Annotated in this window: 19 protein-coding genes; 8 read left to right on the plus strand and 11 right to left on the minus strand. The window is 68.6% G+C overall.

Annotation, left to right across the window (positions count from 1 at the left end; all coding sequences use genetic code 11):
* Positions 1-489: 489 nt before the first annotated feature.
* From ACM6LR_RS31255 to ACM6LR_RS31265, 3 genes are all read left to right on the plus strand, one after another.
* The gene (locus ACM6LR_RS31255) at positions 490-1431 is read left to right on the plus strand and encodes a serine protein kinase RIO (RefSeq protein WP_414940774.1); all 942 of its coding nucleotides are present in this window, start codon (positions 490-492) and stop codon (positions 1429-1431) included.
* Between the two features lie 365 nt (positions 1432-1796).
* Positions 1797-3296, plus strand: coding sequence for a DEAD/DEAH box helicase (locus ACM6LR_RS31260; RefSeq protein ID WP_414940775.1), 1500 nt, complete (start codon positions 1797-1799; stop codon positions 3294-3296).
* Between the two features lie 149 nt (positions 3297-3445).
* The gene (locus tag ACM6LR_RS31265) at positions 3446-4633 is read left to right on the plus strand and encodes an 8-amino-7-oxononanoate synthase (RefSeq protein WP_414940776.1); all 1188 of its coding nucleotides are present in this window, start codon (positions 3446-3448) and stop codon (positions 4631-4633) included.
* Here ACM6LR_RS31265 and ACM6LR_RS31270 read toward each other — a convergent pair.
* Together ACM6LR_RS31270 and ACM6LR_RS31275 are read right to left on the minus strand one after the other, a co-directional pair.
* On the minus strand, positions 4599-5081 hold the full coding sequence (locus tag ACM6LR_RS31270; RefSeq protein ID WP_414940777.1) for a GNAT family N-acetyltransferase: 483 nt from the start codon (positions 5079-5081) through the stop codon (positions 4599-4601). The genes ACM6LR_RS31265 and ACM6LR_RS31270 overlap by 35 nt on opposite strands.
* Before the next feature lie 33 nt (positions 5082-5114).
* A complete protein-coding gene (locus ACM6LR_RS31275; protein WP_414945082.1) occupies positions 5115-5948 on the minus strand; it encodes a S1 family peptidase in 834 nt (277 codons plus the stop codon).
* A 399-nt stretch (positions 5949-6347) separates the two neighbouring features.
* Here ACM6LR_RS31275 and ACM6LR_RS31280 point away from each other — a divergent pair, with 399 nt between their 5' ends.
* Positions 6348-7742, plus strand: coding sequence for a mycothione reductase (locus ACM6LR_RS31280; protein ID WP_414940780.1), 1395 nt, complete (start codon positions 6348-6350; stop codon positions 7740-7742).
* A gap of 16 nt (positions 7743-7758) precedes the next feature.
* Here the strand turns inward: ACM6LR_RS31280 and ACM6LR_RS31285 are convergent, their stop codons facing one another.
* The gene (locus ACM6LR_RS31285; RefSeq protein ID WP_414940781.1) at positions 7759-8232 is read right to left on the minus strand and encodes a hypothetical protein; all 474 of its coding nucleotides are present in this window, start codon (positions 8230-8232) and stop codon (positions 7759-7761) included.
* A 94-nt stretch (positions 8233-8326) separates the two neighbouring features.
* Entirely contained in the window at positions 8327-9574 is a 1248-nt protein-coding gene (locus ACM6LR_RS31290) for a CynX/NimT family MFS transporter (RefSeq protein ID WP_414940782.1), read from the minus strand.
* 48 nt (positions 9575-9622) lie between these two features.
* On the opposite strand from ACM6LR_RS31290, the gene ACM6LR_RS31295 reads away from it, so the two are divergent.
* Entirely contained in the window at positions 9623-10309 is a 687-nt protein-coding gene (locus ACM6LR_RS31295) for a FadR/GntR family transcriptional regulator (RefSeq protein ID WP_414940783.1), read from the plus strand.
* 188 nt (positions 10310-10497) lie between these two features.
* Here the strand turns inward: ACM6LR_RS31295 and map are convergent, their stop codons facing one another.
* The 6 genes from map to dxr all read right to left on the minus strand — a co-directional run bounded on the left by map (position 10498) and on the right by dxr (position 17965).
* Positions 10498-11355 (minus strand): type I methionyl aminopeptidase, encoded by an 858-nt coding sequence (map, locus tag ACM6LR_RS31300; RefSeq protein WP_414940784.1) that lies wholly within the window; start codon positions 11353-11355, stop codon positions 10498-10500.
* Positions 11356-11378: 23 nt separating this feature from the next.
* The gene (locus tag ACM6LR_RS31305; RefSeq protein WP_414940786.1) at positions 11379-13184 is read right to left on the minus strand and encodes a penicillin-binding transpeptidase domain-containing protein; all 1806 of its coding nucleotides are present in this window, start codon (positions 13182-13184) and stop codon (positions 11379-11381) included.
* 50 nt (positions 13185-13234) lie between these two features.
* Positions 13235-14089, minus strand: a complete 855-nt coding sequence (locus ACM6LR_RS31310; RefSeq protein WP_414940787.1) for a GNAT family N-acetyltransferase — start codon at positions 14087-14089, stop codon at positions 13235-13237.
* Between the two features lie 155 nt (positions 14090-14244).
* Complete coding sequence (ispG, locus tag ACM6LR_RS31315) at positions 14245-15396, minus strand: flavodoxin-dependent (E)-4-hydroxy-3-methylbut-2-enyl-diphosphate synthase (protein WP_414940789.1); 1152 nt, start codon at positions 15394-15396, stop codon at positions 14245-14247.
* A 118-nt stretch (positions 15397-15514) separates the two neighbouring features.
* Positions 15515-16756, minus strand: coding sequence for a M50 family metallopeptidase (locus ACM6LR_RS31320; protein ID WP_414940790.1), 1242 nt, complete (start codon positions 16754-16756; stop codon positions 15515-15517).
* A gap of 3 nt (positions 16757-16759) precedes the next feature.
* A complete protein-coding gene (dxr, locus tag ACM6LR_RS31325; protein ID WP_414940792.1) occupies positions 16760-17965 on the minus strand; it encodes a 1-deoxy-D-xylulose-5-phosphate reductoisomerase in 1206 nt (401 codons plus the stop codon).
* A gap of 95 nt (positions 17966-18060) precedes the next feature.
* Here dxr and ACM6LR_RS31330 point away from each other — a divergent pair, with 95 nt between their 5' ends.
* Positions 18061-18330, plus strand: a complete 270-nt coding sequence (locus tag ACM6LR_RS31330) for a DUF2631 domain-containing protein (RefSeq protein ID WP_414940793.1) — start codon at positions 18061-18063, stop codon at positions 18328-18330.
* 12 nt (positions 18331-18342) lie between these two features.
* Here the strand turns inward: ACM6LR_RS31330 and ACM6LR_RS31335 are convergent, their stop codons facing one another.
* Positions 18343-18942: a hypothetical protein gene (locus ACM6LR_RS31335; RefSeq protein ID WP_414940795.1), complete on the minus strand. Its 600-nt coding sequence runs from the start codon at positions 18940-18942 to the stop codon at positions 18343-18345.
* Between the two features lie 90 nt (positions 18943-19032).
* On the opposite strand from ACM6LR_RS31335, the gene ACM6LR_RS31340 reads away from it, so the two are divergent.
* The gene (locus ACM6LR_RS31340) at positions 19033-19707 is read left to right on the plus strand and encodes a peptidylprolyl isomerase (RefSeq protein ID WP_414940796.1); all 675 of its coding nucleotides are present in this window, start codon (positions 19033-19035) and stop codon (positions 19705-19707) included.
* A 292-nt stretch (positions 19708-19999) separates the two neighbouring features.
* Entirely contained in the window at positions 20000-23608 is a 3609-nt protein-coding gene (metH, locus tag ACM6LR_RS31345) for a methionine synthase (protein WP_414945083.1), read from the plus strand.
* Positions 23609-23619 lie beyond the last annotated feature (11 nt).

Consider the following 23619-nt stretch of genomic DNA (forward strand, 5'->3'; position numbering starts at 1 on the left):
CGAGGCCGGTGGCCGGGTGAAGGCTCCCTTCGCCGCGTCCGATGCCACGAAGGACGCCCTCGGCCCTGGTCAGACACGGAGTCGTGAGTGGCGATTCGGGTTAAAGCCATGAGTGTCCGAGATACCTGCTGGATTCTGGGCGCGAGTGATCGCCGATTCGGTCCGTGAAGACCCGACGGCCGTGTCGTGAAAGCCACTTCCGGGACGTCAGACGTCGCGAAAGGGGCTTTCGCGACACCCACCCCGCGACCGACACCGAAGAACGGCACGTGCACGCCACGTTTGCCTTACTCCTCATTAATTCGGTTGCGCGCGTCCGGCGGTGTCCAGGATGATCGGGCTCGATCCGGCAGGGAGCCGGTGGATGCGACAGGGAGGTGCGTCGTGCAGATGACTGTCCGGGGCGTTGGCCGCCCCCATCCACTCGCCCCTCGCGGCTGAGCCACGACGCTCGCCCGGTGGGGCATCCCTGACTAGGAGAACCCACCAGTGCGCAAGCACGATCTCGAAGAGTCCTACGAACAACGTCCACGCCGCACCCGTCGCGCCCGTTTCGACGACGAGCCCGAACCCACCCGCGGCGGACGGCTCACCGAAGCCGAACGCGTCCGGCTCGCCCGGCTGCGCGAGGACGCCTACACCGAAACCGCCATCCCCGACGGCGCCGACCGTTGGAGCACCTGGGGAGACGCCGAGCAGGGGCCGCAGCCGCGGCCGGACTGGGTGATCACCGAACTGGCGGCGGTGGACACCGAACTCGGCATCCTCAAAACCGGCAAGGAGGCCGACGTCCACCTCGTCCGGCGCAACCTGCCCGGCACCGAGGGCACGGTGCTCGCGGCCAAGCGGTATCGCAGTGGCGAACACCGGTTGTTCCACCGCGACGCCGGCTACCTCGAAGGCAGGCGGATGCGGCGTTCGCGGGAGATGCGGGCCATGGAGTCGCGCAGCAGCTTCGGCCGCAACCTCATCGCCGAACAGTGGGCGGTGGCCGAGTTCACCGCGCTGAGCAGGCTCTGGACGGTCGGCGCGCCCGTGCCGTACCCGGTGCAGCGCGACGGCACCGAGATCCTGCTGGAATTCCTGGGTGACGGTGAGACCGCCGCGCCGCGGCTGGCGCAGGTCCGGCCGGAACCCGGGCAGTTGCGGGAACTGTGGTTCCAGACCGCGGCGATGCTGGAACTGCTGGCGTCGCAGGGTCTCGCGCACGGCGACCTCTCGGCGTACAACCTGCTCGTCCACCGCGGGCAGCTCATGGTGATCGACCTGCCGCAGGTGGTCGACATCGTGGCCAACCCCGGCGGGCTCGAGTTCCTCGCGCGCGACGTGCGGAACATCGCCACGTGGTTCCACTCACGGGGACTGCCCGAGCGACTGACGGCGGTCACGGAGCTGATCGAGGAACTGCAAGAGGTCGCCGGGTTGCGTTGACCGTCCACAGTGTTATGAAAGGGTCTTTCCTGACGTGATACGTCAGGAAAGACCCTTTCATGACACCCCAGGAGAAGCGGCGGTGGAGACCCTGCCCACAATCGGTCCCTCCGGTTGGGAGGCCGGATAACGGTCCGGTACAGTAGTGCTAGACCGCATCGGCGGCGTGGATCAGTGGTGTCCGTCGCTTCCAAAGCCAACCGAATGGCTCGCGGTATCCTTATCAATCAAGTGGCGCGCGGTGTCCTACAGACGCGGTGTGCCGGGTTCGTCCCTGTGAACGCCCATCTGTGCACACCATCTTGCCCTGCCTGCGTGCGGGCAGCCCGGGCCTCCTTGTGACGTGCCACGTCCGAGAGGCATTTGTGACAGTCACGTTCAACTCCGGCCACGTCTCACCGTCGGCGCGTCAGCACCGCAGCAAGCCGCGCACCCGCCCCACGGGTGACGCGATGCTGCGCGACGACGCCGTCGAGACGGTCAAGGCCACGACCTGGGCGGAGCTCGGTCTTCCCGAGCCGCTGCTGCGGGCGCTGGCCGACTCCGGTATCACCACCCCCTTCCCGATCCAGTCGGCGACCATCCCCGACGCGCTCGCCGGCCGCGACGTGCTGGGCCGCGCCCAGACCGGTTCCGGCAAGACCCTGGCCTTCGGCCTCGCGATGCTGACCCGGCTCAACGGCGGCCGCGCCCGTCCGAAGCACCCGCGTGCGTTGATCCTGGTCCCGACCCGTGAGCTGGCCATGCAGGTCGCCGACTCGCTGACCCCGCTGGCCAAGTCCCTCGGCCTGTGGTGCCGCACCGCCGTCGGCGGAATGGCCTTCACCCGCCAGGCCGACGCGCTTTCCCGCGGCGTCGACCTGCTGATCGCCACCCCCGGCCGTCTGTCGGACCACGTCCGCCAGGGCACCGCGTCGCTGTCGGACTGCAACTTCATCGCGCTCGACGAGGCCGACCAGATGGCCGACATGGGCTTCATGCCGCAGGTCCGCGAGATCCTCGACCTGACCCCGCGTGACGGCCAGCGCCTGCTGTTCTCCGCCACCCTCGACGGTGACGTCGACCGCCTGGTCCGGGCGTACCTGACGAACCCGGTCACGCACTCGGTGGCCCCGTCGACCGCCAGCGTCACCACCATGGACCACCACGTGCTCCAGGTGTCGCATCAGGACAAGCAGGACATCATCACCGAGATCGGTGCCCGCGAGGGCCGCACGATCATGTTCGTCCGCACCAAGCACCACGTGGACCGCCTCACCGAGCGCCTGCGCGAGAAGGGCGTCCACGCGGCCGCTCTGCACGGCGGCAAGACCCAGGGTCAGCGCAACCGGGTCCTCTCGGACTTCAAGGAGGGCTTCGCGCCGGTGCTCGTCGCCACGGACGTCGCCGCGCGCGGTATCCACGTCGACGACATCTCGCTGGTGCTGCACGTCGACCCGGCCGCCGACCACAAGGACTACCTGCACCGCGCCGGCCGCACCGCGCGCGCCGGGGCGTCCGGTGTCGTGGTCACCCTGGTCACCAACGACCAGCGCCGCATGGTGCGCCGGATGACCGACCGCGCCGGTGTCCGCGCCGAGCAGACCACGGTCCGCCCGGGCGACGCCGAGCTTTCCCGCATCACCGGGGCGCAGCAGCCCAGCGGTGAGCCGGTCATCGAGCGTCGTCGTGAGTCCCCGCGTCGCGGCGGTGGCCGTGGCTACGGTGGCAGCGACCGCGGTGGCTACCAGGGTTCGCGTGAGGGCGGACGCGAAGGCGGCCGTCCCGGCGGCTTCCGCGGCCGCCCGCGTCGTGGCGAGTCCGGTGGCGGCAGCGGCCGCCCGCAGCGTCCGGGTAGTCGCCCGCGTCGCAGCTTCGACAGCTGACACCCGTGATTTAACGGCGCACTCGCATGATCAGACGGACGACACGCCCGGCGGGACTCCCGCTGGGCGTGTCGTCCGTTCAAGCACGTGTGTCGTCCTGCGGGGACCACCACGTCCATCGGGAAACGGCGGGTGGGAGACTGCGGGACGTGACTTCTCCCGGCCCCGCTCCCCAGAACCTCCCGCCCGAGCAGGTTTTCGACTGGCTCGACGTGGAGGCGGAGAAGCGGGCCGAAGCCGGGCTGGTGCGCAAGCTGCGTATCCGGCAGGCACAGGAACCGGGGCTGGACCTCGCGGGCAACGACTACCTCGGGCTCGCCAGGGACAAGCGCGTCGCCGGTGCGGCCGCGGCCGCCGCGTTGCGCTGGGGCGCCGGGGCGACCGGTTCCCGTCTCGTCTCCGGCACCACCGAGGTCCACGCCGAACTCGAGCACGAGCTCGCCCGCTTCTGCGGCACCCAGGCCGCGCTGGTCTTCTCGTCCGGCTTCACCGCGAACCTCGGCGCCGTCACGGCACTGTCCGGCGCGGATTCCGCGATCGTCACGGACAAGTACATCCACGCCTCGCTGATCGAAGGCTGCCGTCTGTCCCGCTCGGACATCGCCGCTGTCGCGCACAGCGAACCGGGCGCTTTCAAGCACGCGCTCGCGACCCGACGCAAACCACGCGCGCTCGTCGTCACCGATTCCGTGTTCTCCGTCGACGGCGACATCGCCCCGCTGGAGCAACTCGCCGGTGTCTGCCGGGAGCACGGCGCGTCGCTGCTCGTCGACGACGCCCACGGCTTCGGCGTCCTGGGTGAGGGCGGCCGAGGCGCGGTCCACGCGGCGGGCCTCTCCGGAGCGCCGGACGTCGTCACCACGATCACGCTGTCGAAATCCCTTGGGGCGCAAGGAGGAGCGGTGCTCGGGCCGCGCCGCGTGATCAGGCATCTCGTGGACACCGCGCGCAGTTTCATCTTCGACACCGGGCTCGCACCCGCCAGTGCCGCCGCCGCGCTGGCCGCTCTCAACGCGCTGAAGGCCGAGCCGGAGCTGGCCACCAAGGTGACCGAAGTGGCCGGAAACCTTGCGATGCAACTGAAAGCGGCGGGGTTCCGGGTCAGTCTCCCGGACGCCGCGGTGATCTCGGTGCAGGCGCCGTCGCCCGAAGCGGCCGTCACGTGGGCGGCGTCGTGCGCGGATCAGGGCATCCGTGTCGGCTGCTTCCGTCCACCGTCCGTACCGGACGGCATTTCCCGCCTGCGCCTGACCGCGCGCGCCGACCTCACCGAGGCCGACGTGGACCGCGCGGTCGGGGTGATCACGGCTGCGGCGCCTCCCGGCGCCACATCGTGAAGTGCGGGATCCCGTCTTCCATGAACTCGTTGCCTTCGACCACGAAGCCGTACTTGGCGTAGAAGTCCTTCGCGTACGTCTGCGCGTCGAGGAGGCACGGCGCGTCCCCGATCCCCGCGAGCGCGGTCTCCATCAGCCGTCCCGCCAGTCCCTTGCCTCGGGAGCGAACGGACGTGCACACCCTGCCGATGCGGAAGGTGCCGCCGGCGTCCTGCAGCACCCGCAGGTACGAGTCGACGGCGACGGAACCGCCGATCCAGAGATGCCGGGTACCCGGCAGAACGTCACGCCCGTCGATCTCGTGGTAGGCGCACTCCTGTTCGACGACGAACACGTCGACGCGCAGGCGGAGGATGCCGTGCAGCTGTGCGGCGGTGATCTCGTCACCGGCGACGGACAGCGGGAACGACGAGGTCTCGGTGATCGGGGTGTCGGTGCTCACGCCCACTTGTTAGCACATCGGACGGGAAGACGGCATCGATCAGCCGATCAAGCCCCGCCTGTTCTGCTGGGAGATCTCGTTCGCGTAGTGCGAGACGCGGGTGTACACACCCGGTTTGTTCGGCTTCGCGCAGCCCTCGCCGAACGAAACGATCCCGATCAGCGTGTCCCCCACCACCAGCGGGCCACCCGAATCGCCCTGGCAGGCGTCGATCCCGCCTTCGGGGTAGCCGGCGCACACCATGTCACTCGGGTTGTAGCCCGAGTACGCGGTGCGGCAGGTCTTGTCGCTGACCACCGGGACGACCGCGCTGCGCAGGTAGTCCGAACGCGCGCCGCCGTCGGCGACGCGGCCCCAGCCGAGCACCGTCGCCTTCGTGCCTTCGCGGTACTTCTCGACATCACTGGTGTCGGCGACCTTCGCGGGCCGGTACGAAAGCTGACCGCTGACCGTCATCACCGCGATGTCGCCACCCTTGGCGGGATCGCCTTGGTAGTCGGGGCTGACCCAGACCTTCGAAACACGCAGTTCCACGCCTTCCCGCGATCGCTTGTCCTCGCGGCCCGCGACCACCCGGACGTCGTTCTTGTCGACCGCGACCGCGCAGTGCGCCGCCGTCGCGACCGTCGTGGAACTGACGATCACCGCTCCGCAGTACTGGTTACCGGCGCGATCGGCCAAGTAGACCGCGTATGGGTACTGCGAGACCGAAGCCTTGCCGCCGCCCACGATCCTCGGCTCGACGGCCTTGTCCGGTCCGCTCACCGCGCTGTCGTCCGCCGACGCGCTGCTGACCGCCACCGGCCCCATCACGGCCGTCGCGAGCACCGCCCCGACCGCGAGCAACAGGGTGCAATGTGACTTCTTGGGCATCTTCGGTCCCTTCACCGGGGCGTACGTACGGTCAAACCCTGGGAAGTCATTCGACTCCAGCGCGTACACGAGCGATTGCGAATACCCTAATCCGAGAAAGCCCGAGGTGGTGTCACTGAAACGGGTGGAGCTGTGCTCACCGAACGCATCTGTCACGCTGGAGCCCGTGCGGGCGACGGGGACGGTTCTGGTGGTTACGGCCTTCTTCCAGCTGTCGTGTTCCAGTCCCGCCCCTCGTGTTCCGACAACCCCGCAGCCCGCGCCGTCCCCATCGGCAGCTACGAGCAGTCTCCCGAAACTTCTTCATCAGCACCGACACCGAGTACGCCAACCCCGCCGCCCGCTGTGACAAGTTGGCTAGAGTCGGAACCACCCGCTCCAGCCGCAAAGGAACACAGCGTGCCCCACTACGACCTGGTGATCGTCGGTACCGGATCGGGTAACTCGATCCTCGACCCGCGTTTCGCGGACTGGAACACGGCGATCGTGGAGAAGGGCACGTTCGGCGGCACCTGCCTGAACGTGGGCTGCATCCCGACGAAGATGTTCGTGCACGCCGCCAACGTCGCGGCCACCCCCGCGTCGTCGGCGAAGTACGGCGTCGACGAGGAGCTGCTCGGCGTCCGCTGGCGCGACGTCCGCGACCGGATCTTCGGGCGGATCGACCCGATCGCCGCGGGCGGGCGCGAATACCGCGTCAAGCACGAGGACAACAAGAACGTCACCGTGTACGAGGGCGAAGGCCGCTTCACCGGGCACAGGGAACTCCAGGTCAGCTACCCCGACGGCCGCCCGGCCGAGACGATCACGGCCGACCGGTTCGTCCTCGCCGCGGGCGGGCGCCCGGTGCTCCCGGACGTACCCGGCCTCGCCGAAACCGGCTATCACACCTCCGACACGGTGATGCGGCTCGACGAACTGCCCGCGAGCATCGTGATCCTCGGCGGCGGGTACATCGCGGCGGAGTTCGCGCACGTCTTCGCCTCGTTCGGAGTGAACGTCACGGTGGTCAACCGGTCCGGCGCGCTGCTGCGCTCCGAGGACGACGACGTCAGCGCCCGGTTCACCGAACTGGCCGCGCAACGGTTCGACGTCCGGCTCGACCGGAAGACCGTCCGCGCGCGCAAGACCTCGTCGGGAGTCGCCCTGGACCTCGAAGGCCCGCAGGGCGCCGAGACCGTCGAGGCCGAGGTGCTGCTGGTCGCCACCGGCCGCAGGCCGAACTCCGACATCCTCGACGTCGGCGCCACCGGCGTGACCACAGGCGAGCGCGGGCACGTCGTCGTCGACGAGTACCAGCAGACCGTGGTCGACGGGATCTACGCGCTCGGCGACATCTCGTCGGTCTTCGAACTCAAGCATGTCGCGAACCACGAACAGCGCGTCGTGCAGCACAACCTGCTGCACCCGGACGAGCGGATCGAAGCCGACCACCGGTTCGTCCCGCACGCGGTGTTCACCTCGCCGCAGGTCGCTTCGGTCGGACTGACCGAACGCGAGGCTCGCGAGCGCGGCGTTTCGTACGTGACGTCGCACCAGGACTACGCCGGCATCGCCTACGGCTGGGCGATGGAGGACACCACCGGCTTCGCGAAGCTGCTCGCCGACCCGGCCACCGGGCGACTGCTGGGCGCGCACATCATCGGCCCGCAGGCGTCATCGGTGATCCAGCCGCTGATCCAGGCGATGAGCTTCGGTCTCGACGCGAAGAGCATGGCGCGCGGGCAGTACTGGATCCACCCGGCGATGCCGGAACTGGTCGAGAACGCCCTGCTGAACCTGCCGCTGGACTGATCCCCTCACCCGCGAGTCAGGTCAGGATCACGCAGGCGTAGGCCTCATGCCTCTGCGCGAGATCCCGCACCACGTCTCTCGCGCTGTCGGAGGCATCCATCAAGGCGGGCGAGCGGGCCCCATTCCCCTGGAACCGCTCGCCTGCCTCGAGATAGTGGCGGACGGCCGCCAGAAAGTCCTCACGCGCCGAGACCGCGTCTCCGCGGCTCGTGCGGACCCCCGTCGCCCCCTTGAAGACCTCTCTGGCGCCGTCCACCTTCATCGCGACGTAGTGCTCCCACTTGCGCCGCTCGACCGCGACGTCCCCCCGTGGGTCCGGCCAATAGAGCTCGCGCCTCACGCCGCTGTCCTTCCCCGCCTGTACACAGACCCGGTTCACGGCGCGGTAGAACTCCGCGGTTGTCGCGACCGGAGCGGGCCGCTCCGGTGCGATAGCGACGCACACCGCGGCGAAGCAGGCCAAGGCCATCCCGAACGCCAGTTCCTCCATCACGCCGACCCCCAGCACCTGAGTTTTTGAACAGGTTCAACTCACTCAGGCTATGGCTCCGCCCGGCGTGGGGTCAAGAGGTTTTTGAACGCGTTCAGACGAAGCGGCGGCGACCGGCGAAGGCGCCGAAGGTCATCTGTGCGGCGAAGACGACGAGCATCATGATCCAGGGCACGGTCCAGCCGTGGGTGAGGTCGTGGAGCAGCCCGAAGAGGAAGGGCCCGACGGCGGCCATCAGGTAGCCGATTCCCTGCGCCATCCCCGACAGCCGCGCGGTGTCCTCGCTGGTGCGCGCCCGCAGCGCGATCACCGTCAGCGCGAGCGAGAAGACGCTCATCCCGAGCCCGATGAGGAGGCACCAGAGCAGTGGCGAGGCGGCCGGGGCGACCATCATGCCGACCATGCCGACGAAGCCGAAGACGCCGAGCCCGACGATCCACGGGCTCTGACTGCCGTGCCGCGCGGCCATCGGGGCCACCACGAGACTGATCGGGACGGCGATGAGCGAGATCAGCCCGAGCAACAGGCCGGAGTCACCCTTACTCACCCCTGCGTCGATCAACACTTCCGGCAGCCAGCCCATCACGACGTAGGCCAAAAAGGCCTGAGTGCCGAAGAAAAGGGTGACCATCCACGCAAGGGGGCTCCGCAGGAGCGATCGCCCGCTACCCTGCTTGCCTGCCTCGGGAACGGGCGCACGCCCGGTACCGCGGGCTGCGAGAATCCAGACGAGGAGTGCGAGCACCGCCAGCACCGACCAGGCGCCGAGACCTTGACGCCAGCCGCCGAACGCGTTCTCCAGGGGAGGGGTGAGCGCGGACCCCAGGGCGCCTCCGCCCTGAAGAGCGGCGGTGTACACGCCGGTCATCATGCCAACACGCGCTGGGAAGGAGTCCTTGATGACGACTGGGATCAGCACGTTCGCCAGTGCTATTCCCGCCGTGGCCACCAGGGTTCCCCCGAGCACGACGTACGGCCCGTCGATCACCCTCAGCACCAGTCCGACGGCCAGCACCGACAGCGCGGACGCGATGGCCACGCCGACGCCGAACCGGCGGGCCAGCGCGGGGGCGGTGAGCCCGGCGGCGGCGAAACAGAGGCCGGGGAGCGTGGTGAGCACGCCGGCCCAGGTCGCCGTGGCGCCGAGGTCGTCGCGCATCTCGCCGAGGATCGGGCCGACGCTGGTGATCGCCGGGCGCAGGTTGAAGGCGACCAGGATCACCGCGACGCCGAGCAGGACGCCGCCGGAGATCACTCCCGGTCGCCACTCCGTTTCGATCGAGCCTTCGAGTTCAAGACGATCGTCGAACGGGGAAGCGGATTCTCGGGAGTCGACACGCACGTCGGCTAGTATCACATACATAGGATGATTGGATGAAGGGACAACGCTGTGCCATTGGCCACCACGCGCCGTGCCGGCCTGGTCGATCAGGTCATCGAGCAGCTGCGTGACGCCGTCACGCAGGGAGAATGGCCCATCGGGCAGCGGATTCCGACCGAACCGGAGCTGGCAGGACAGCTCGGCGTCGGGCGCAACACCGTCCGGGAGGCCGTTCGCGCGCTCGCGCACACGGGACTGCTCGAGGTCCGGCAAGGCGACGGCACCTACGTGCGCGCGACCAGTGAGGTCTCGGGCGCGATCCGGCGGTTGTGCGGTTCGGAGCTGCGTGAAGTGCTGCAGGTGCGGCGTATCCTCGAGGTCGAGGGTGCCCGGCTCGCGGCCTTGTCGCGGACCGAGGAGGAGGTCACCGAGCTGCGCTCGCTGCTGGAACGCCGCAATCTCGAACTGCGGGAGCGCCACTGGGAGGATTTCGCCCGTCTCGACGCGGAATTCCACTTCGCCGTCGTCCAAAGTGGACACAACACCCTGCTGACCGAGATGTACCGCGGGCTCACCGAGGTGATCACGGCCAGCGTGGCCGCGACGTCGAACGTGACACCGGGGGGCGAATACCTGCCGGAGATCGGGCACGAGGGGCTCGCCGAGGCCATCGCCGACGGCGACGCCGACCGGGCCGCCTCCGAGGCGTGCGGTTTCCTGGACGAGCTGCTCGCCAGAGTGGAGCGGGACGAGTAAAAGCGCAACGAGCCCTCCAGCCGACCACACGGTCTCCCCGAGGGCGCTCTGTGCCCGACGGAGACTTCACGTCGCGCGCCCTCTTTTGGGCCGGAGGCCCACGGAAACACGATGAAGGGGCGCCTTCGCACACAACGTGAGTTGCGTACGATACGGCGCCCCTTCGGCGTGTTTACGTCAGCGCGCGATCAGGGAACAGTCAAGATCTCCGCGCCGTCCTCAGTCACCACGAGGGTGTGCTCGAACTGGGCCGTCCACTTCTTGTCCTTGGTGGTGACGGTCCAGTCGTCGGCCCAGATGTCGTAGTCGATGGTGCCGAGGGTGATCATCGGCTCGATCGTGAAGGTCATGCCCTGCTCGATGACCGTGTCGACCGACGGCTCCTCGTAGTGCAGGACGGTCGGCGCGGTGTGGAACGCCGGGCCGACACCGTGGCCGGTGAAATCCCGCACGACGCCGTAGTCGAACCGCTTCGCGTACGCCTCGATGACCCGGCCGATCACGTTGAGCTGCCTGCCGGGGCGGACGGCCTTGATCGCGCGCACGGTCGCCTCACGGGTGCGCTCGACCAGCAGCCGCGCCTCCTCGGAGACGTCACCCGCGAGGAACGTCGCGTTGGTGTCGCCGTGGACGCCGCCGATGAACGCGGTGACGTCGATGTTGCAGATGTCGCCGTCCTCGATCACCGTCGAGTCCGGGATACCGTGGCAGATCACCTCGTTGAGCGAGGTGCAGCACGACTTCGGGAAGGCCCGGTAGCCGAGCGTCGACGGGTACGCGTGGTTGTCCAGCAGGAACTCGTGGATCACCTTGTCGATGTCGTCGGTGGTCGCGCCGGGTTTGACGGCCTTGCCGCCTTCCTCGAGCGCCTGTGCCGCGATCCGGCTCGCGACGCGCATCGCCTCGATCACCTCGGGCGTGCGGACCCCGTTGCCCGTGTCGCGTTTCGGCGCCGGCCGGTCGACGTACTCGGGGCGGGCGATACTGGCGGGGACGACTCGCCTCGGCGTCTGGACGCCGGGCTGCAAGGGGGAACGAACGGACATGAGTCCAGCCTACGACCTGCTGGCTAGCCGAGCCCCGTCAGGAAGCGCTGGGCGGCCTCGACCGCGGGTTTGGCCGTCCCCCCGTCGGTGACCAGCACCGCGAAAGCCAGGTCACCGGTGTAGCCGACGAACCAGCCGTGCGAATGCGTCCCGTCGCCGAACTGGGCGGTCCCGGTCTTGCCCCGGACTTCGGGCAGGGGCTTGAGCAGGGTCGCCGTGCCGTCGGTGACGACCTCGCGCATCATCCCGCGGACGGCTTCGAGCACCTCCGGCCGGATCGGCTTCCCGAGACCGGACGACGTCGTGGTCATCCCCCGCACCAGCGTCGGCACCGGGACCTTCCCGGCCTGAACCGTCGCGGCGGCGATCGCCAGCCCGAACGGGCTCGCCACGACGGTCCCCTGGCCGAATCCGCTCTCCGCCCGCTGCGCGACGGTGTTCGACGGCGGCACCGAACCGGTGATCGTGGTCAGGCCCGGTATGACGAAGTCGGCGCCGATGCCGAGGTCACGCCCGGCGTCGGTCAGCGCGGCCGGCGGCAGCTCGGTCGAGAGCTTCGCGAACGTCGTGTTGCAGGACTTGGCGAAAGCGGTGGACAGCGGGACTACGCCGAGGGCGAATTTGCCCTCGTTCGGCACCGTCCGGTTCTCGAAGATGGCCGAGCCGGGGCAGTCGACGGGGCTGCTCGCCCGCACCGAGCCCGCGGACAGTGCCGCGACGGCGGTGGCCATTTTGAACGTCGAGCCCGGCGGGAACCGGCCGCTGAGCGCGATCGCGCCCTGTGTGTCGGCGGGGACGTTCTGTCCCACGGCCAGGACTTCGCCGGTCGACGGCTGGATCGCGACCAGCGCGGAAGCCGTCGGGAGCGAGGCGAGCGCCCGCTCCGCGGAACCCTGAGCCTTCACACTGAGCGTGCTGACGACCGCCGGAGCCGGTTTGGGCTGTTCGGTGTGCAGATCGGTGATCTCGCCGCCGCCCGTGTCGAGTGTGACGACACGCCAGCCCGCCGAGCCCTCCACCTGGTCCTCGATGAGCGAGCGAACGGCCGGCAGCACCTGCTTGCCGAAGTTCTTGTCGTCGGGCAGCAGCCGGTCCTGTTGGCCGAACCGGACGCCGGGCAGGTCGTAGATTTCGGGCTTCACCTGTTGGTAGTCGTTCGCGCGCAGACTGATCACCGGATAACCGGCTCCTGGCTTGAGCGTCTTCACCCCGTCGCGGATCGACTGGCCGGTCACCGAGGCGTCGAACCGGCTGAGCACCGCGCCGAGCTTGTCGGAGACCGCCACCAGGTCCCCCGCCTTCGCCGGGTCGAGCACCACGCCGACGACGGTCTGCGGGCGTAGCAACGGCATCCCGTCGCGGTCCAGCACCGGCGCGAGGTCCGGTGGCTCGGACTTCAGTGTGATGGTCTGCTGCACGGCCAGCTGCGGGTGGAGCGCTGTCGGCAGCCACCGCACCTTCCAGCCGCCCTGAGTGGAATGGACCTGCGCGTCGGCCTTGTACGTCCAGACGCGGCCGCGCGGGAGGTTCCAGGTGAGCCGATAGGTCGCTGTCCCGTTGTCCTCCCCGGACGAGTGCTGGACCTTCGTGTCCGCGACCTTGATCGAATCGGGGGAAAGCGCGTTCCGCGCCATCTCCAAGGACGCGCGCGCGGCGTCCGGCGAATCGGTGAAGGAGGCCGCGGCGGCCACGTCACCGGAGGAGAGTCCGTCGAGGAAGCCCGATACGGCCTCATCGGGACCGGAATCGGCGAAGAGTCCGCAGCCAGTGGCCGAAAGGGCCACCACTCCCGCGAGCACGACGACGGCGATACGACGACCTGCTGGCATGCAACGGATCCTGCCAGCCCCGGCGGTTTCCGACCGAACGCAACGCCGGTCTAGAAAAGAACCGTCGCGTATTGCCCGACCTGCTGGAAGCCGATCTTGCGATAGGCGGCGAGCGCCGGGCTGTTGTAGGCGTTGACGTACAGGCTCGCGGTGCGGCCCATCCCGCGGACGAGCCTGGTCACCACGGACGCCGTCCCGGCGGTACCGAGGCCGCCGCCGCGGCGTTCCGGATGCACCCAGACACCCTGGATCTGGCCGACCGTGGAGGACATCGCACCGATCTCGGCCTTGAAGACGACCTCGCCGTCCTCGAACCGCGCGAACGCGCGACCGCCGGCGATCAGTTCCGCGACGCGGGCGCGATACCCGGCGCCGCCGTCGCCGTTGCGGGGATCGGCACCGACCTCTTCGATGAACATGGCGATCGCGGCCGGAAGATACCTGTCGAGTTCCTCCGGGCGTACCGCGCGGACCAGCGGATCGACGGCCACGTGCGGGACCCCGTCCAGCGCCATCAGCGGCTGGTCTTGCCGTACTTCGCGAGCGGGGCCCCATTCGGGCTCGAGTTCGTCCCACAGCCCGATGACCAGCTCCGCGTGGCCGACGAGCGAAGAACAGCTCCGCTGACGGCGCAGGGCGCGATCGGCGAAGGAACGCAAAGCGGAGGCGTTGCCGCGCAAGGGAACCAGGTTCGGCCCGGAGAAGCACAGCCCCTGGAGTCTGCCCGCCCGCACGGGACGGGAGTCGGCGGCCCAAAGCTCACCACCGAGCCGCCAGGGGTCGAGACCCGCGGTCTCCACCCTGGCACTGACCATGCAGCTGCCGACCGGGTCCGCGGCGAGCGCGGCACGGACCGCCGGATAGTCCCGATCATCGAGCAGCCGTGCACCTGCAAGCCGCAACACCACTCCAGGGTGCCAGATCGGCGGCGTAAACGGAACGCGAGCTTTACGACACGCTGAGAGAACCTTGGCTGGTGGAGGCGCCCAAGTGTGATGAACGGTCCGTTCATCACAGATTTCTGTGATGAACGGACCGTTCGTAACGTGGTCTCGACCAGTCAGCCGACCGTGACGGTGGGCTCTCCCTCGCCGATCGTCTGGCCCGACTCCTCCGCGATCCGCATGGCCTCTTCGATCAGCGTCTCGACGATCGCGTGCTCGGGAACGGTCTTGATGACCTCACCCTTGACGAAGATCTGGCCCTTGCCGTTGCCCGAAGCGACGCCGAGGTCGGCTTCGCGCGCCTCACCCGGACCGTTGACGACGCAGCCCATGACCGCGACGCGCAGTGGGATCTCCATCCCCTCGAGCCCGGCGGTCACCTGCTCGGCGAGCGTGTAGACGTCCACCTGCGCGCGGCCACAAGAAGGGCAGGAGACGATCTCGAGCTTGCGCTCCTTGAGGTTCAGCGACTGCAGGATCTGGATCCCGACCTTGACCTCTTCCACCGGCGGCGCCGAAAGCGACACGCGGATGGTGTCGCCGATGCCTTGGCGCAGCAGCGCGCCGAACGCCACGGCCGACTTGATGGTGCCCTGGAACGCCGGTCCCGCCTCGGTCACCCCGAGGTGCAGCGGGTAGTCGCACTGCTCGGCGAGGATCTCGTACGCACGCACCATGACCACCGGGTCGTTGTGCTTCACGGAGATCTTGACGTCGTAGAAGTCGTGCTCGGCGAACAGCGACGCCTCCCACAGCGCCGACTCGGCCAGCGCCTCCGGGGTCGCCTTGCCGTACTTGTCCATGATCCGCTTGTCCAGCGAACCCGCGTTGACGCCGATCCGGATCGGGGTGCCGTGGTCCCTAGCGGCCCGCGCGATCTCCTTGACCTGGTCGTCGAACTTCCGGATGTTGCCCGGGTTCACCCGTACCGCCGCACAGCCGGCCTCGATCGCGGCGAAGACGTATTTCGGCTGGAAGTGGATGTCCGCGATCACCGGGATCTGCGACTTCGTGGCGATCGCGGACAGCGCCTCGGCGTCGTCCGCGGACGGGCACGCGACCCGCACGATGTCACAGCCCGCAGCGGTCAGTTCGGCGATCTGCTGCAGGGTCGCGTTGACGTCGGAGGTGAGGGTGGTGGTCATCGACTGCACCGAAATCGGGTGCTCGCTCCCGACGCCGACCGGCCCGACCTGCAGCTGTCGGGTCTTGCGACGCTCGGAGAGGACGGGAGGAGGAAGCGCTGGCATACCTAGAGCGACAGTCACGCCGTCAAGCGTACCTACCCCGATCGGCGGACAGACACGACGTCAGCCGTCACGGTGAGCAGCATTACCTGGGCAGCCCAACGGTGCTGACAGCGCGCTCCGTAATCGGCGGTCCCCGTCACTGGAACAGCTTGACCGGGTTCACGATGTCGGCGGTGACGGTGAGCAGCGTCACCGCTCCGCCGAGGAAGACGAGCACCATCGTGATCGCGGAGAGCTTCGTGTAGTCGACCGGGCCACCCGCCGCCTTGCCCCGCAGTTTCCGGAACCAGTCCCGGACCCGCTCGTACCAGACGACCGCGATGTGCCCGCCGTCGAGCGGGAGCAGCGGCAGCAGGTTGAACACGCCGATGAAGAAGTTCAGGCTCGCCAGCAGGAGAACGAAGATCTCCCACAGGCCACGCTCGGCGGCCTCACCGCCGATGCGGCTGGCGCCGACCACACTGACCGGGGTGTTCGGGTCACGCTCGCCGCCGAAGATGGAATCCACCACCGCGGGGATCCGCGACGGGAACTCGATCAGCCGTTTGGCGGTCTCGGAGAACATCGTGCCGGTGAAGGAGAACGTCGCCCCGACCGCGTCGGCCGGGCCGTAGGTCAGCAGCGGTGGCGCGGTGTTCTGGATCGGCGAGGCGCCGATCATGCCGACGTCCTTGACCGTGGTGTTGTTCGAACCGTCGGCGACCAGTCGCTGCACCCGCGGCACGTCGACAGTCAGGTTCAGCCGCTGCCCGTTGCGCTCGACCACGAACGGCGTCGGGCCGTTGGCGACCTGGACGGCGGCGAGCATGTCGCGCCACGTCTGCACCGGCTTGCCCGCGACGGACAGGACCTTGTCGCCCGCCTGGAGGCCGGCGGTCTTCGCGGGGGTCGGGGCGCCGGGCGGGCAGGTCGTGTCGTTGAGCTGCTCCATGGTCGTGGCCGCGCGGGCACACGACGTGGCACTGATCACGGCCTCGGTGGGCGCGGCCTGCGCGGCCGGGTTCGGCAGGCCCATGGTGACGGCCATCAAGTAGAGAATGACGAAACCGAGGATGAAGTGCATCGCCGAGCCCGCCGACATGACGACGGTGCGCTTCCAGGTCTTGAAGCGCCACATCGCGCGCTTCGACTCCTCCGGCGTGACCTCGTCGAGCGCGGTCATGCCCGCGATGTCGCAGAACCCGCCGAGCGGGATCCACTTGACGCCGTACTCGGTCTCGCCGCGGCGGAAGGAGAAGATCGTCGGCCCGAAGCCGATGAAGTAGCGCCGGACCTTCATGCCGAAGGCCTTCGCCGCCCACATGTGGCCGGCCTCGTGCAGCGCGACGGACAGGCAGATGCCCAGCGCGAACAGCACGATCCCGAGAATGAAGACCACGCGCTACTTCCCCTTACCGATCAGCGCACCGGCACGCGCGCGAGCCCAGCGCTCGGCAGCAAGTACGTCGTCGACGTCGCGAGGTTCGCGACGCCATTCGTCGGCGGCTTCCACCACCTGGGCAATAGTGTCCACAAGCGAGGTGAAGCCGGTGTTCTGTGCCAGGAAAGCGGCGACCAATTCCTCGTTCGCCGCGTTGTACACCGCCGGGACGCACCCGCCGACGGTGCCGGCGTGCCTTGCCAGCTCGACGGCGGGGAACGCCTCGTTGTCCAGCGGCTCGAAGGTCCAGCTCGCGGGCTTGTCCCAGACGCACGCGGCCGCGGCGTCGGGGACGCGATCCGGCCAGTGCAGGGCCAGCGCGATCGGCAACCGCATATCGGGCGGGCTGGCCTGGGCGATCGTCGAGCCGTCCACGAAGGTCACCATCGAGTGAATGATCGACTGCGGGTGGACGACCACGTCGATGCGATCGGTCTCGATGTCGAACAGGAGCTTCGCCTCGATCAGCTCCAGCCCCTTGTTGACCAGGGTGGACGAGTTGATCGTAATGAGCGGGCCCATCGACCAGGTCGGATGCGCCATCGCCTGCTCGACGGTGACGTCGGCCAGTTCCTCGCGTTTGCGGCCGCGGAACGGGCCGCCCGAGGCGGTGAGGACGAGCCTCGCGACCTCGGCCTCCCGGCCGGCGCGCAGGGCCTGTGCGATCGCGGAGTGCTCGGAGTCGACCGGGACGATCTGGCCCGGCTTGGCCGCGGCCAGCACCAGGGGGCCGCCCGCGATCAGCGATTCCTTGTTGGCGAGCGCGAGTGTGGCGCCGGTGGCCAGCGCGCGCAGGGTCGGCGGGAGCCCCTGGGAACCGGGCAGCGCGTTGAGGACGACGTCGACCGGGGTGGCGTCGATCATCTCGAGGACCGCGTCGGCCCCGGCGAAGATGCGCGGGAGCTTGAAGTCGCCGCTGGAGTAGCCGCGCTTCTGGGCCTCGGCGTACAGCGCGAGCTGCAGGTCTTCCACGGCCGTCGGCCTGCCGATGGCGACGGCGTCGACCTGGTGCGCCAGGGCCTGGGCGGCCAGCGCGGCGGGGTCGGAGCCGCCGGCGGCGATCCCGGCGACCCGGAACAGCGCCGGGTTACGGGCCGCGACGTCGAGGGCCTGGGCGCCGACCGAACCGGTCGAACCGAGTACGAGCACACTTCGCGAGGTAGTCATCGGGGGTCATTGTCGCGCGGGGCCCGTCGGGCGCGTGCAGCCAGGTGTGGGATCATTCGCGGGCAAGTGAACCACCGGGTCTTGAGGAGTTGATCGTGGCGAGCAAGGCGGTCGAAAAGCGTGGCCGGGTGGGCGTCGACACCGTCGATCCCCGCGACGAGCCGTCGGCCGAATGGGGCTGGCACGGCTCCTTCCCGAAGGCGACGCGGATCGCTGGCTGGTTGAGCGCGATCATTCTGCTGGTGATGCTGTACGGCAACCACCACGGCTGGACCGAGGACCTGTGGCTGATCGGCCTGTCCCTGACGCTGGTGTTCGGGCTGGTGCTCGACATGCGCAAGCAGCGCACGGCCTGGCGCAAGTAGTTCCTTCACGGCTCATCGGCCCCCGTTCTCCTTCGAGGACGGGGGCCGATTGCCGTCCTGGGACCACAGCTCCTTGGCGATCTTGACCGCGTCGCCCGCCTCGACCCCGTAGCGATGCCGGTACTTCGCCGCCGGCCGCTGGACCGCCGCCGCGACGTCCCCGATGGCGGCGTTGTTCCACGCCCCGTTCGGATAGAACTGCCGCATCACGGCGAGGAACCGGCCGGTCGCCCAGACCGGGTCGGTCCGCTGCTGGAAGGATCCCCAGCTGGCGCGCTGCTGGAAGAGCCCGACCGAGTCGCCGAGCCCGCCGTCGAGGTTGGCGATGCTCGACTCGACGATCACCGTGGCGATGGCGATGGCCGCCGCGCGTTCGTTGAGGCCCGATCTCTGGACGGTTTCGACGACCACCCTGGCGCACGACGTGTTGTACGGGTTCATGTAGCCGCGCATCTTGGTGCCGAGTTGCCGGTTGAGCGCTCTCGCCGTGTCCGCGTCGGCGGCGGACGCGCCCGTCTGGACGCACGGCAAGGCGACGTGTTCGACCTGGTCAGGCCGTAGCTCGGTCGGCGGGATCAGCAGCAGGAGGATCGCGAGGCTCGTAGTCACCATGTGCGTGTTCTAGCGGCCACGGCCACCCACCGTGCGCGACCCGCGTGAAGCGCTACCCGACGACCACCCATTTGAGTTAGGTTCCTCCTCATGAAGCTGCGCTGGGGTGTCACCGCTGTCGTTTCCGCTCTCGCCGCCGTCCTGTTGCCCGGTGTGGCCACGGCCGCACCTGCTTCGGTGTCCCTGCCGATCGTGCGCTGCGAGTTCACGCCGACGCCGGAGAACCCCGCCGCCCGGCCGGTGCTGCGGCCGCTCCCCTTCGCGCTGACCCGCGGCACCATCGACGTCACGTTCCGCTTCAACTACGGCCCCGTCACCGTCCGTCTGAACCGCGCCGGCGCCGCCCCGTGCGCCGCGCACAACCTGGCGAGCCTGGCCCTGCAGCGGTTCTACGACCACAGCCAGTGCTGGCGCCTGACGAACTCCTCGCGCCTCGGCGTCCTGCAGTGCGGCGACATCTACGAAGCCGAAAAGGGCGGACCGGGCTACAAATTCCCGGACGAGGTCGACGGCACCGAGACCTACGAACGCGGCACCATCGCCATGGGCAACCAGGGCCCCGGCACCAACGGCAGCGAGTTCTTCATCGTGCACTCGTTCGCGAACATCCCGAAGAACTACTCGGTGATGGGCAAGGTCGTGCGGGGCATGGACGTGCTGGACAAGATCGTGGCCGCCGGGATCATTCCGACGGATCCGAACGGTCCCGCCGACGGGCTGCCCGCGAAGCCGGTGAAGATCCAGAAGGCGACCGTCGGTTTCTGAGATCGAGGCCTCCTTCCAGGACGGCGGCACCACCTACGTCGTCGCGCTCATCGTTTCCGACGCCCTCTACCGCTGGGTCGAGGTTCGGAGCAAGCCCTCGACACCCGATCCCACAGTGCGGGAGCCCTTGCCCGCTCTGGCCCGCGGCTGAGCAATTCAGGCGAAGTGCCCTTGTGTGTGTCCGGTAAGCTCGTCGAAGGTCGAGAGGCGCTGCAACGGACCACGGGGTCCGCCACGCTCGGCCCAGGACACCACCGCAAGGGCGCCTCCCACGACATGGGAGGAGCTCTGGATGGAAACGACCGCCCTACGAAAGCTGCTGGATGAGCGCATCGCCGTGCTCGACGGCGCGTGGGGGTCGATGCTCCAGAACGCCGGCCTCAAGCCAGAGGACTACCGCACTGAGCGGTTCCACGATCACCCCCGCGACCTCACCGGCGATCCCGACCTGCTGAACATCACCCGGCCGGACGTCATCCTCGACATCCACCGCCAGTATCTCGACGCCGGCGCGGACATCACGACGACGAACACGTTCACCGCCACCACCATCGGCCAGGCGGACTACGGGCTCGAGGATCTCGCGTACGAGATGAACCTCCGTGGCGCCCGGATCGCGCGTGAGGCGGCGGACGCCGCCGGCGGGAAGTTCGTCGCCGGGTCGGTCGGGCCGCTGAACGTCACGCTGTCGCTGTCGCCCAAGGTCGAGGACCCGGCGTTCCGCGCGGTGACCTTCGACGAGGTTTACGCCGCGTACGCGGACCAGATCAAGGCGCTCGCCGAAGGCGGCGTCGATCTGCTGCTGATCGAGACGATCTTCGACACCCTCAACTGCAAGGCCGCGATCTCCGCCGCCCGCGACGTCGCGCCGCATCTGCCGCTGTGGATCTCGGTCACGATCGTCGACCTGAGCGGACGGACACTGTCCGGGCAGACGGTCGAGGCGTTCTGGAGTGCCATCGAGCACGCGGAGCCGTTGCTGATCGGGGTCAACTGTTCACTCGGCGCCGAGCAAATGCGCCCGCACGTCGCCGAACTGTCCCGTCTCGCGGGCACCTACACCGCTTGTCACCCGAACGCCGGCCTGCCGAACGCGTTCGGCGGGTACGACGAGACACCCGAGGAGACCGGCGGGCTGCTCGGCGACTTCGCCACGGCCGGGATGGTCAACGTCGTCGGCGGCTGCTGCGGCACGACTCCCGCGCACATCAAGAAGATCGCCGACGCCGTCCGTGGGATGACGCCGCGGCACGTCCCGGCTCCGAAGGCGAGTACCCGGTTCAGCGGGCTCGAGCCGTTCGAGATCGGCAAGGACACCGGGTTCGTCATGATCGGCGAGCGGACCAATGTCACCGGGTCCGCCAAGTTCCGCAAGCTGATCGAAGCCGACGACCACCAGGCCGCCGTCGACGTCGCGCTGGAGCAGGTCCGCGGCGGGGCGAACCTGCTGGACGTCAACATGGACGCCGACCTGCTCGACAGCGAAAAAGCGATGACCACCTTCCTCAACCTCATCGCCACCGAACCCGAGGTCGCCCGGCTGCCGATCATGATCGACAGCTCGCGCTGGACGGTCCTCGAAGCCGGGCTGAAGTGCGTGCAGGGCAAGGGGGTCGTCAACTCCATCAGCCTCAAGGAAGGCGAGGAGCAGTTCCTCCAGCAGGCCCGGCGCATCCGCGACTACGGCGCGGGCGTGGTCGTGATGGCCTTCGACGAGCAGGGCCAGGCCGACACCGCCGACCGGAAGGTCGCGATCTGTGGCCGTGCCTACGACCTGCTGACGCAGAAGGCCGGTTTCCTCGCCGAGGACATCATCTTCGACCCGAACGTGCTCGCCGTCGCGACCGGTATCGCCGAGCACAACGGGTATGCCAAGGCGTTCATCGACGCGTTGCCGCGGATCAAGGAACGCTGCCCCGGCGTGCGCATCAGCGGCGGTATCTCGAACCTTTCGTTCTCCTTCCGCGGCAACAACGTCGTCCGCGAGGCGATGCACTCGGCGTTCCTGCTCTACGCGGTGCGCGCGGGGCTGGACATGGGCATCGTCAACGCCGGACAGCTCGCGGTCTACGAGGACATCCCCAAGGATTTGCTGGAACTGGTCGAGGACGTGCTCTTCGACCGTCGTGAGGACGCCACCGACAGGCTGGTCACCTTCGCGGAAACGGTCAATGGCAAGGGAACACAGCGCGTCATCGACCTGTCCTGGCGCGAAGGCCCGGTCGAAGCACGCCTCAGCCACGCGCTGGTGCACGGCATCGTCGACTACATTGAAGAGGACACCGAGGAAGCACGGCAGAAGCTGCCGAGGCCGCTCGAGGTCATCGAGGGTCCGCTTATGGACGGCATGAAGATCGTCGGCGACCTGTTCGGGGCCGGGAAGATGTTCCTGCCGCAGGTGGTCAAGAGCGCGCGCGTGATGAAGCGGTCGGTGGCCTACCTCGAACCGTTCATGGAGGCCGAAAAAGAAAAGGCGCGCCTCGAAGGCCGGGTCGAAACCCGCCAGGGCAACGGAAAGGTCGTCCTGGCGACGGTCAAGGGCGACGTGCACGACATCGGCAAGAACATCGTCGGCGTCGTCCTCGGCTGCAACAACTACGAGGTGATCGACCTCGGCGTGATGGTCCAGGCTTCGGTCATCCTGGACACCGCCGTCTCCGAAGGTGCCGACGCAGTCGGGCTTTCCGGCCTGATCACGCCGTCGCTGGACGAAATGGTCAACGTCGCCACCGAAATGGAACGGCGCGGGCTGAAACTGCCGCTGCTGATCGGCGGCGCGACCACGTCACGCCAGCACACCGCGGTCCGCATCGCGCCCGCGTACGAGAACACGACCGTGCACGTCCTCGACGCTTCCCGCGTCGTCGGCGTCGTCGGTGACCTGCTCGACGCGGACCGCGCCGAAATCCTCGACAAGAAGAACCGCGAGGATCAGGAACAGCTGAGAATCCAGCACGCGAACAAGCAGCGGACCCCGTTGCTGACGGTCGAGCAGGCCAGGGCCAACCCGGAGAACGTCTCCTTCGACGAGGTCCCGACGCCCGCGTTCACCGGCGTCCGGTACGTCTCGCCGACGCTCACCGAACTTCGCGGGATGGTCGACTGGACCTTCCTGTTCCTGGCATGGGAGCTGAAGGGCAAGTACCCGGCGATCCTCTCGAACCCGGTCGCACAGGAGCTGTTCGACGACGCGAACACCCTGATGGACCAGATCGTCGCCGAGGAGCGGTTCCAGGCCAAAGGCGCGTACGCGTTCTGGCCGGCGCACTCCGAAGGTGACGACATCGTCCTCGAGTCGGGGATCAAGTTCCCGATGCTGCGCCAGCAGACCAAGAAACCGCTGGAGCGTCCGAACCGCTGCCTGTCCGACTACATCGCGCCGTCGGGTGCGGGCGACCACCTCGGCGGGTTCGCGGTCACCATCCTCGGGGCCGAGGACTTCGCCGCCGAGTTCGAGGCGAAGCAGGACGACTACCGCGCCATCATGGTGAAGGCGCTCGCGGACAGGCTCGCCGAGGCGTTCGCGGAGTACATCCACCTCAAGGCGCGGCGGGACTGGTTCGAACCGGACGCCGATCCGAAGCTGGAGGACCTGCACGCCGAAAGGTTCCGCGGTATCCGCCCCGCGCTCGGCTACCCGGCGAGCCCGGACCACAGCGAGAAGCAGGAACTGTTCGATCTGCTCGACTCCGACCGCCTCGGGATGGCACTGACCGAGTCCTTCGCGATGACGCCGGCGGCGAGCGTCAGCGGGCTGATCTTCGCCCACCCCGATGCGCGGTACTTCACCGTCGGACGGCTCGGCAAGGACCAGGTCGAGGACTACGCCGCCCGCCGAGGTCTCGAACTGTCCACTATGGAGCAATGGCTGCGCCCGAACCTCGCCTACGAACCCGAATGACACAATGATCG

This window comes from Amycolatopsis sp. cmx-11-32 (genome assembly GCF_047608695.1).
GTDB lineage: Bacteria > Actinomycetota > Actinomycetes > Mycobacteriales > Pseudonocardiaceae > Amycolatopsis.

Excerpts from the sequence above, each read along its gene's own strand:
- ACM6LR_RS31340 (WP_414940796.1), top strand. The coding sequence starts at position 19,033 with ATGAAGCTGCGCTGGGGTGTCACCGCTGTCGTTTCCGCTCTCGCCGCC.
- dxr (WP_414940792.1), bottom strand. The coding sequence starts at position 17,965 with ATGACTACCTCGCGAAGTGTGCTCGTACTCGGTTCGACCGGTTCGGTC.
- ACM6LR_RS31285 (WP_414940781.1), bottom strand. The coding sequence starts at position 8,232 with ATGGAGGAACTGGCGTTCGGGATGGCCTTGGCCTGCTTCGCCGCGGTG.
- map (WP_414940784.1), bottom strand. The coding sequence starts at position 11,355 with ATGTCCGTTCGTTCCCCCTTGCAGCCCGGCGTCCAGACGCCGAGGCGA.
- metH (WP_414945083.1), top strand. The coding sequence starts at position 20,000 with ATGGAAACGACCGCCCTACGAAAGCTGCTGGATGAGCGCATCGCCGTG.
- ACM6LR_RS31335 (WP_414940795.1), bottom strand. The coding sequence starts at position 18,942 with ATGGTGACTACGAGCCTCGCGATCCTCCTGCTGCTGATCCCGCCGACC.
- ACM6LR_RS31275 (WP_414945082.1), bottom strand. The coding sequence starts at position 5,948 with ATGCCCAAGAAGTCACATTGCACCCTGTTGCTCGCGGTCGGGGCGGTG.
- ACM6LR_RS31305 (WP_414940786.1), bottom strand. The coding sequence starts at position 13,184 with ATGCCAGCAGGTCGTCGTATCGCCGTCGTCGTGCTCGCGGGAGTGGTG.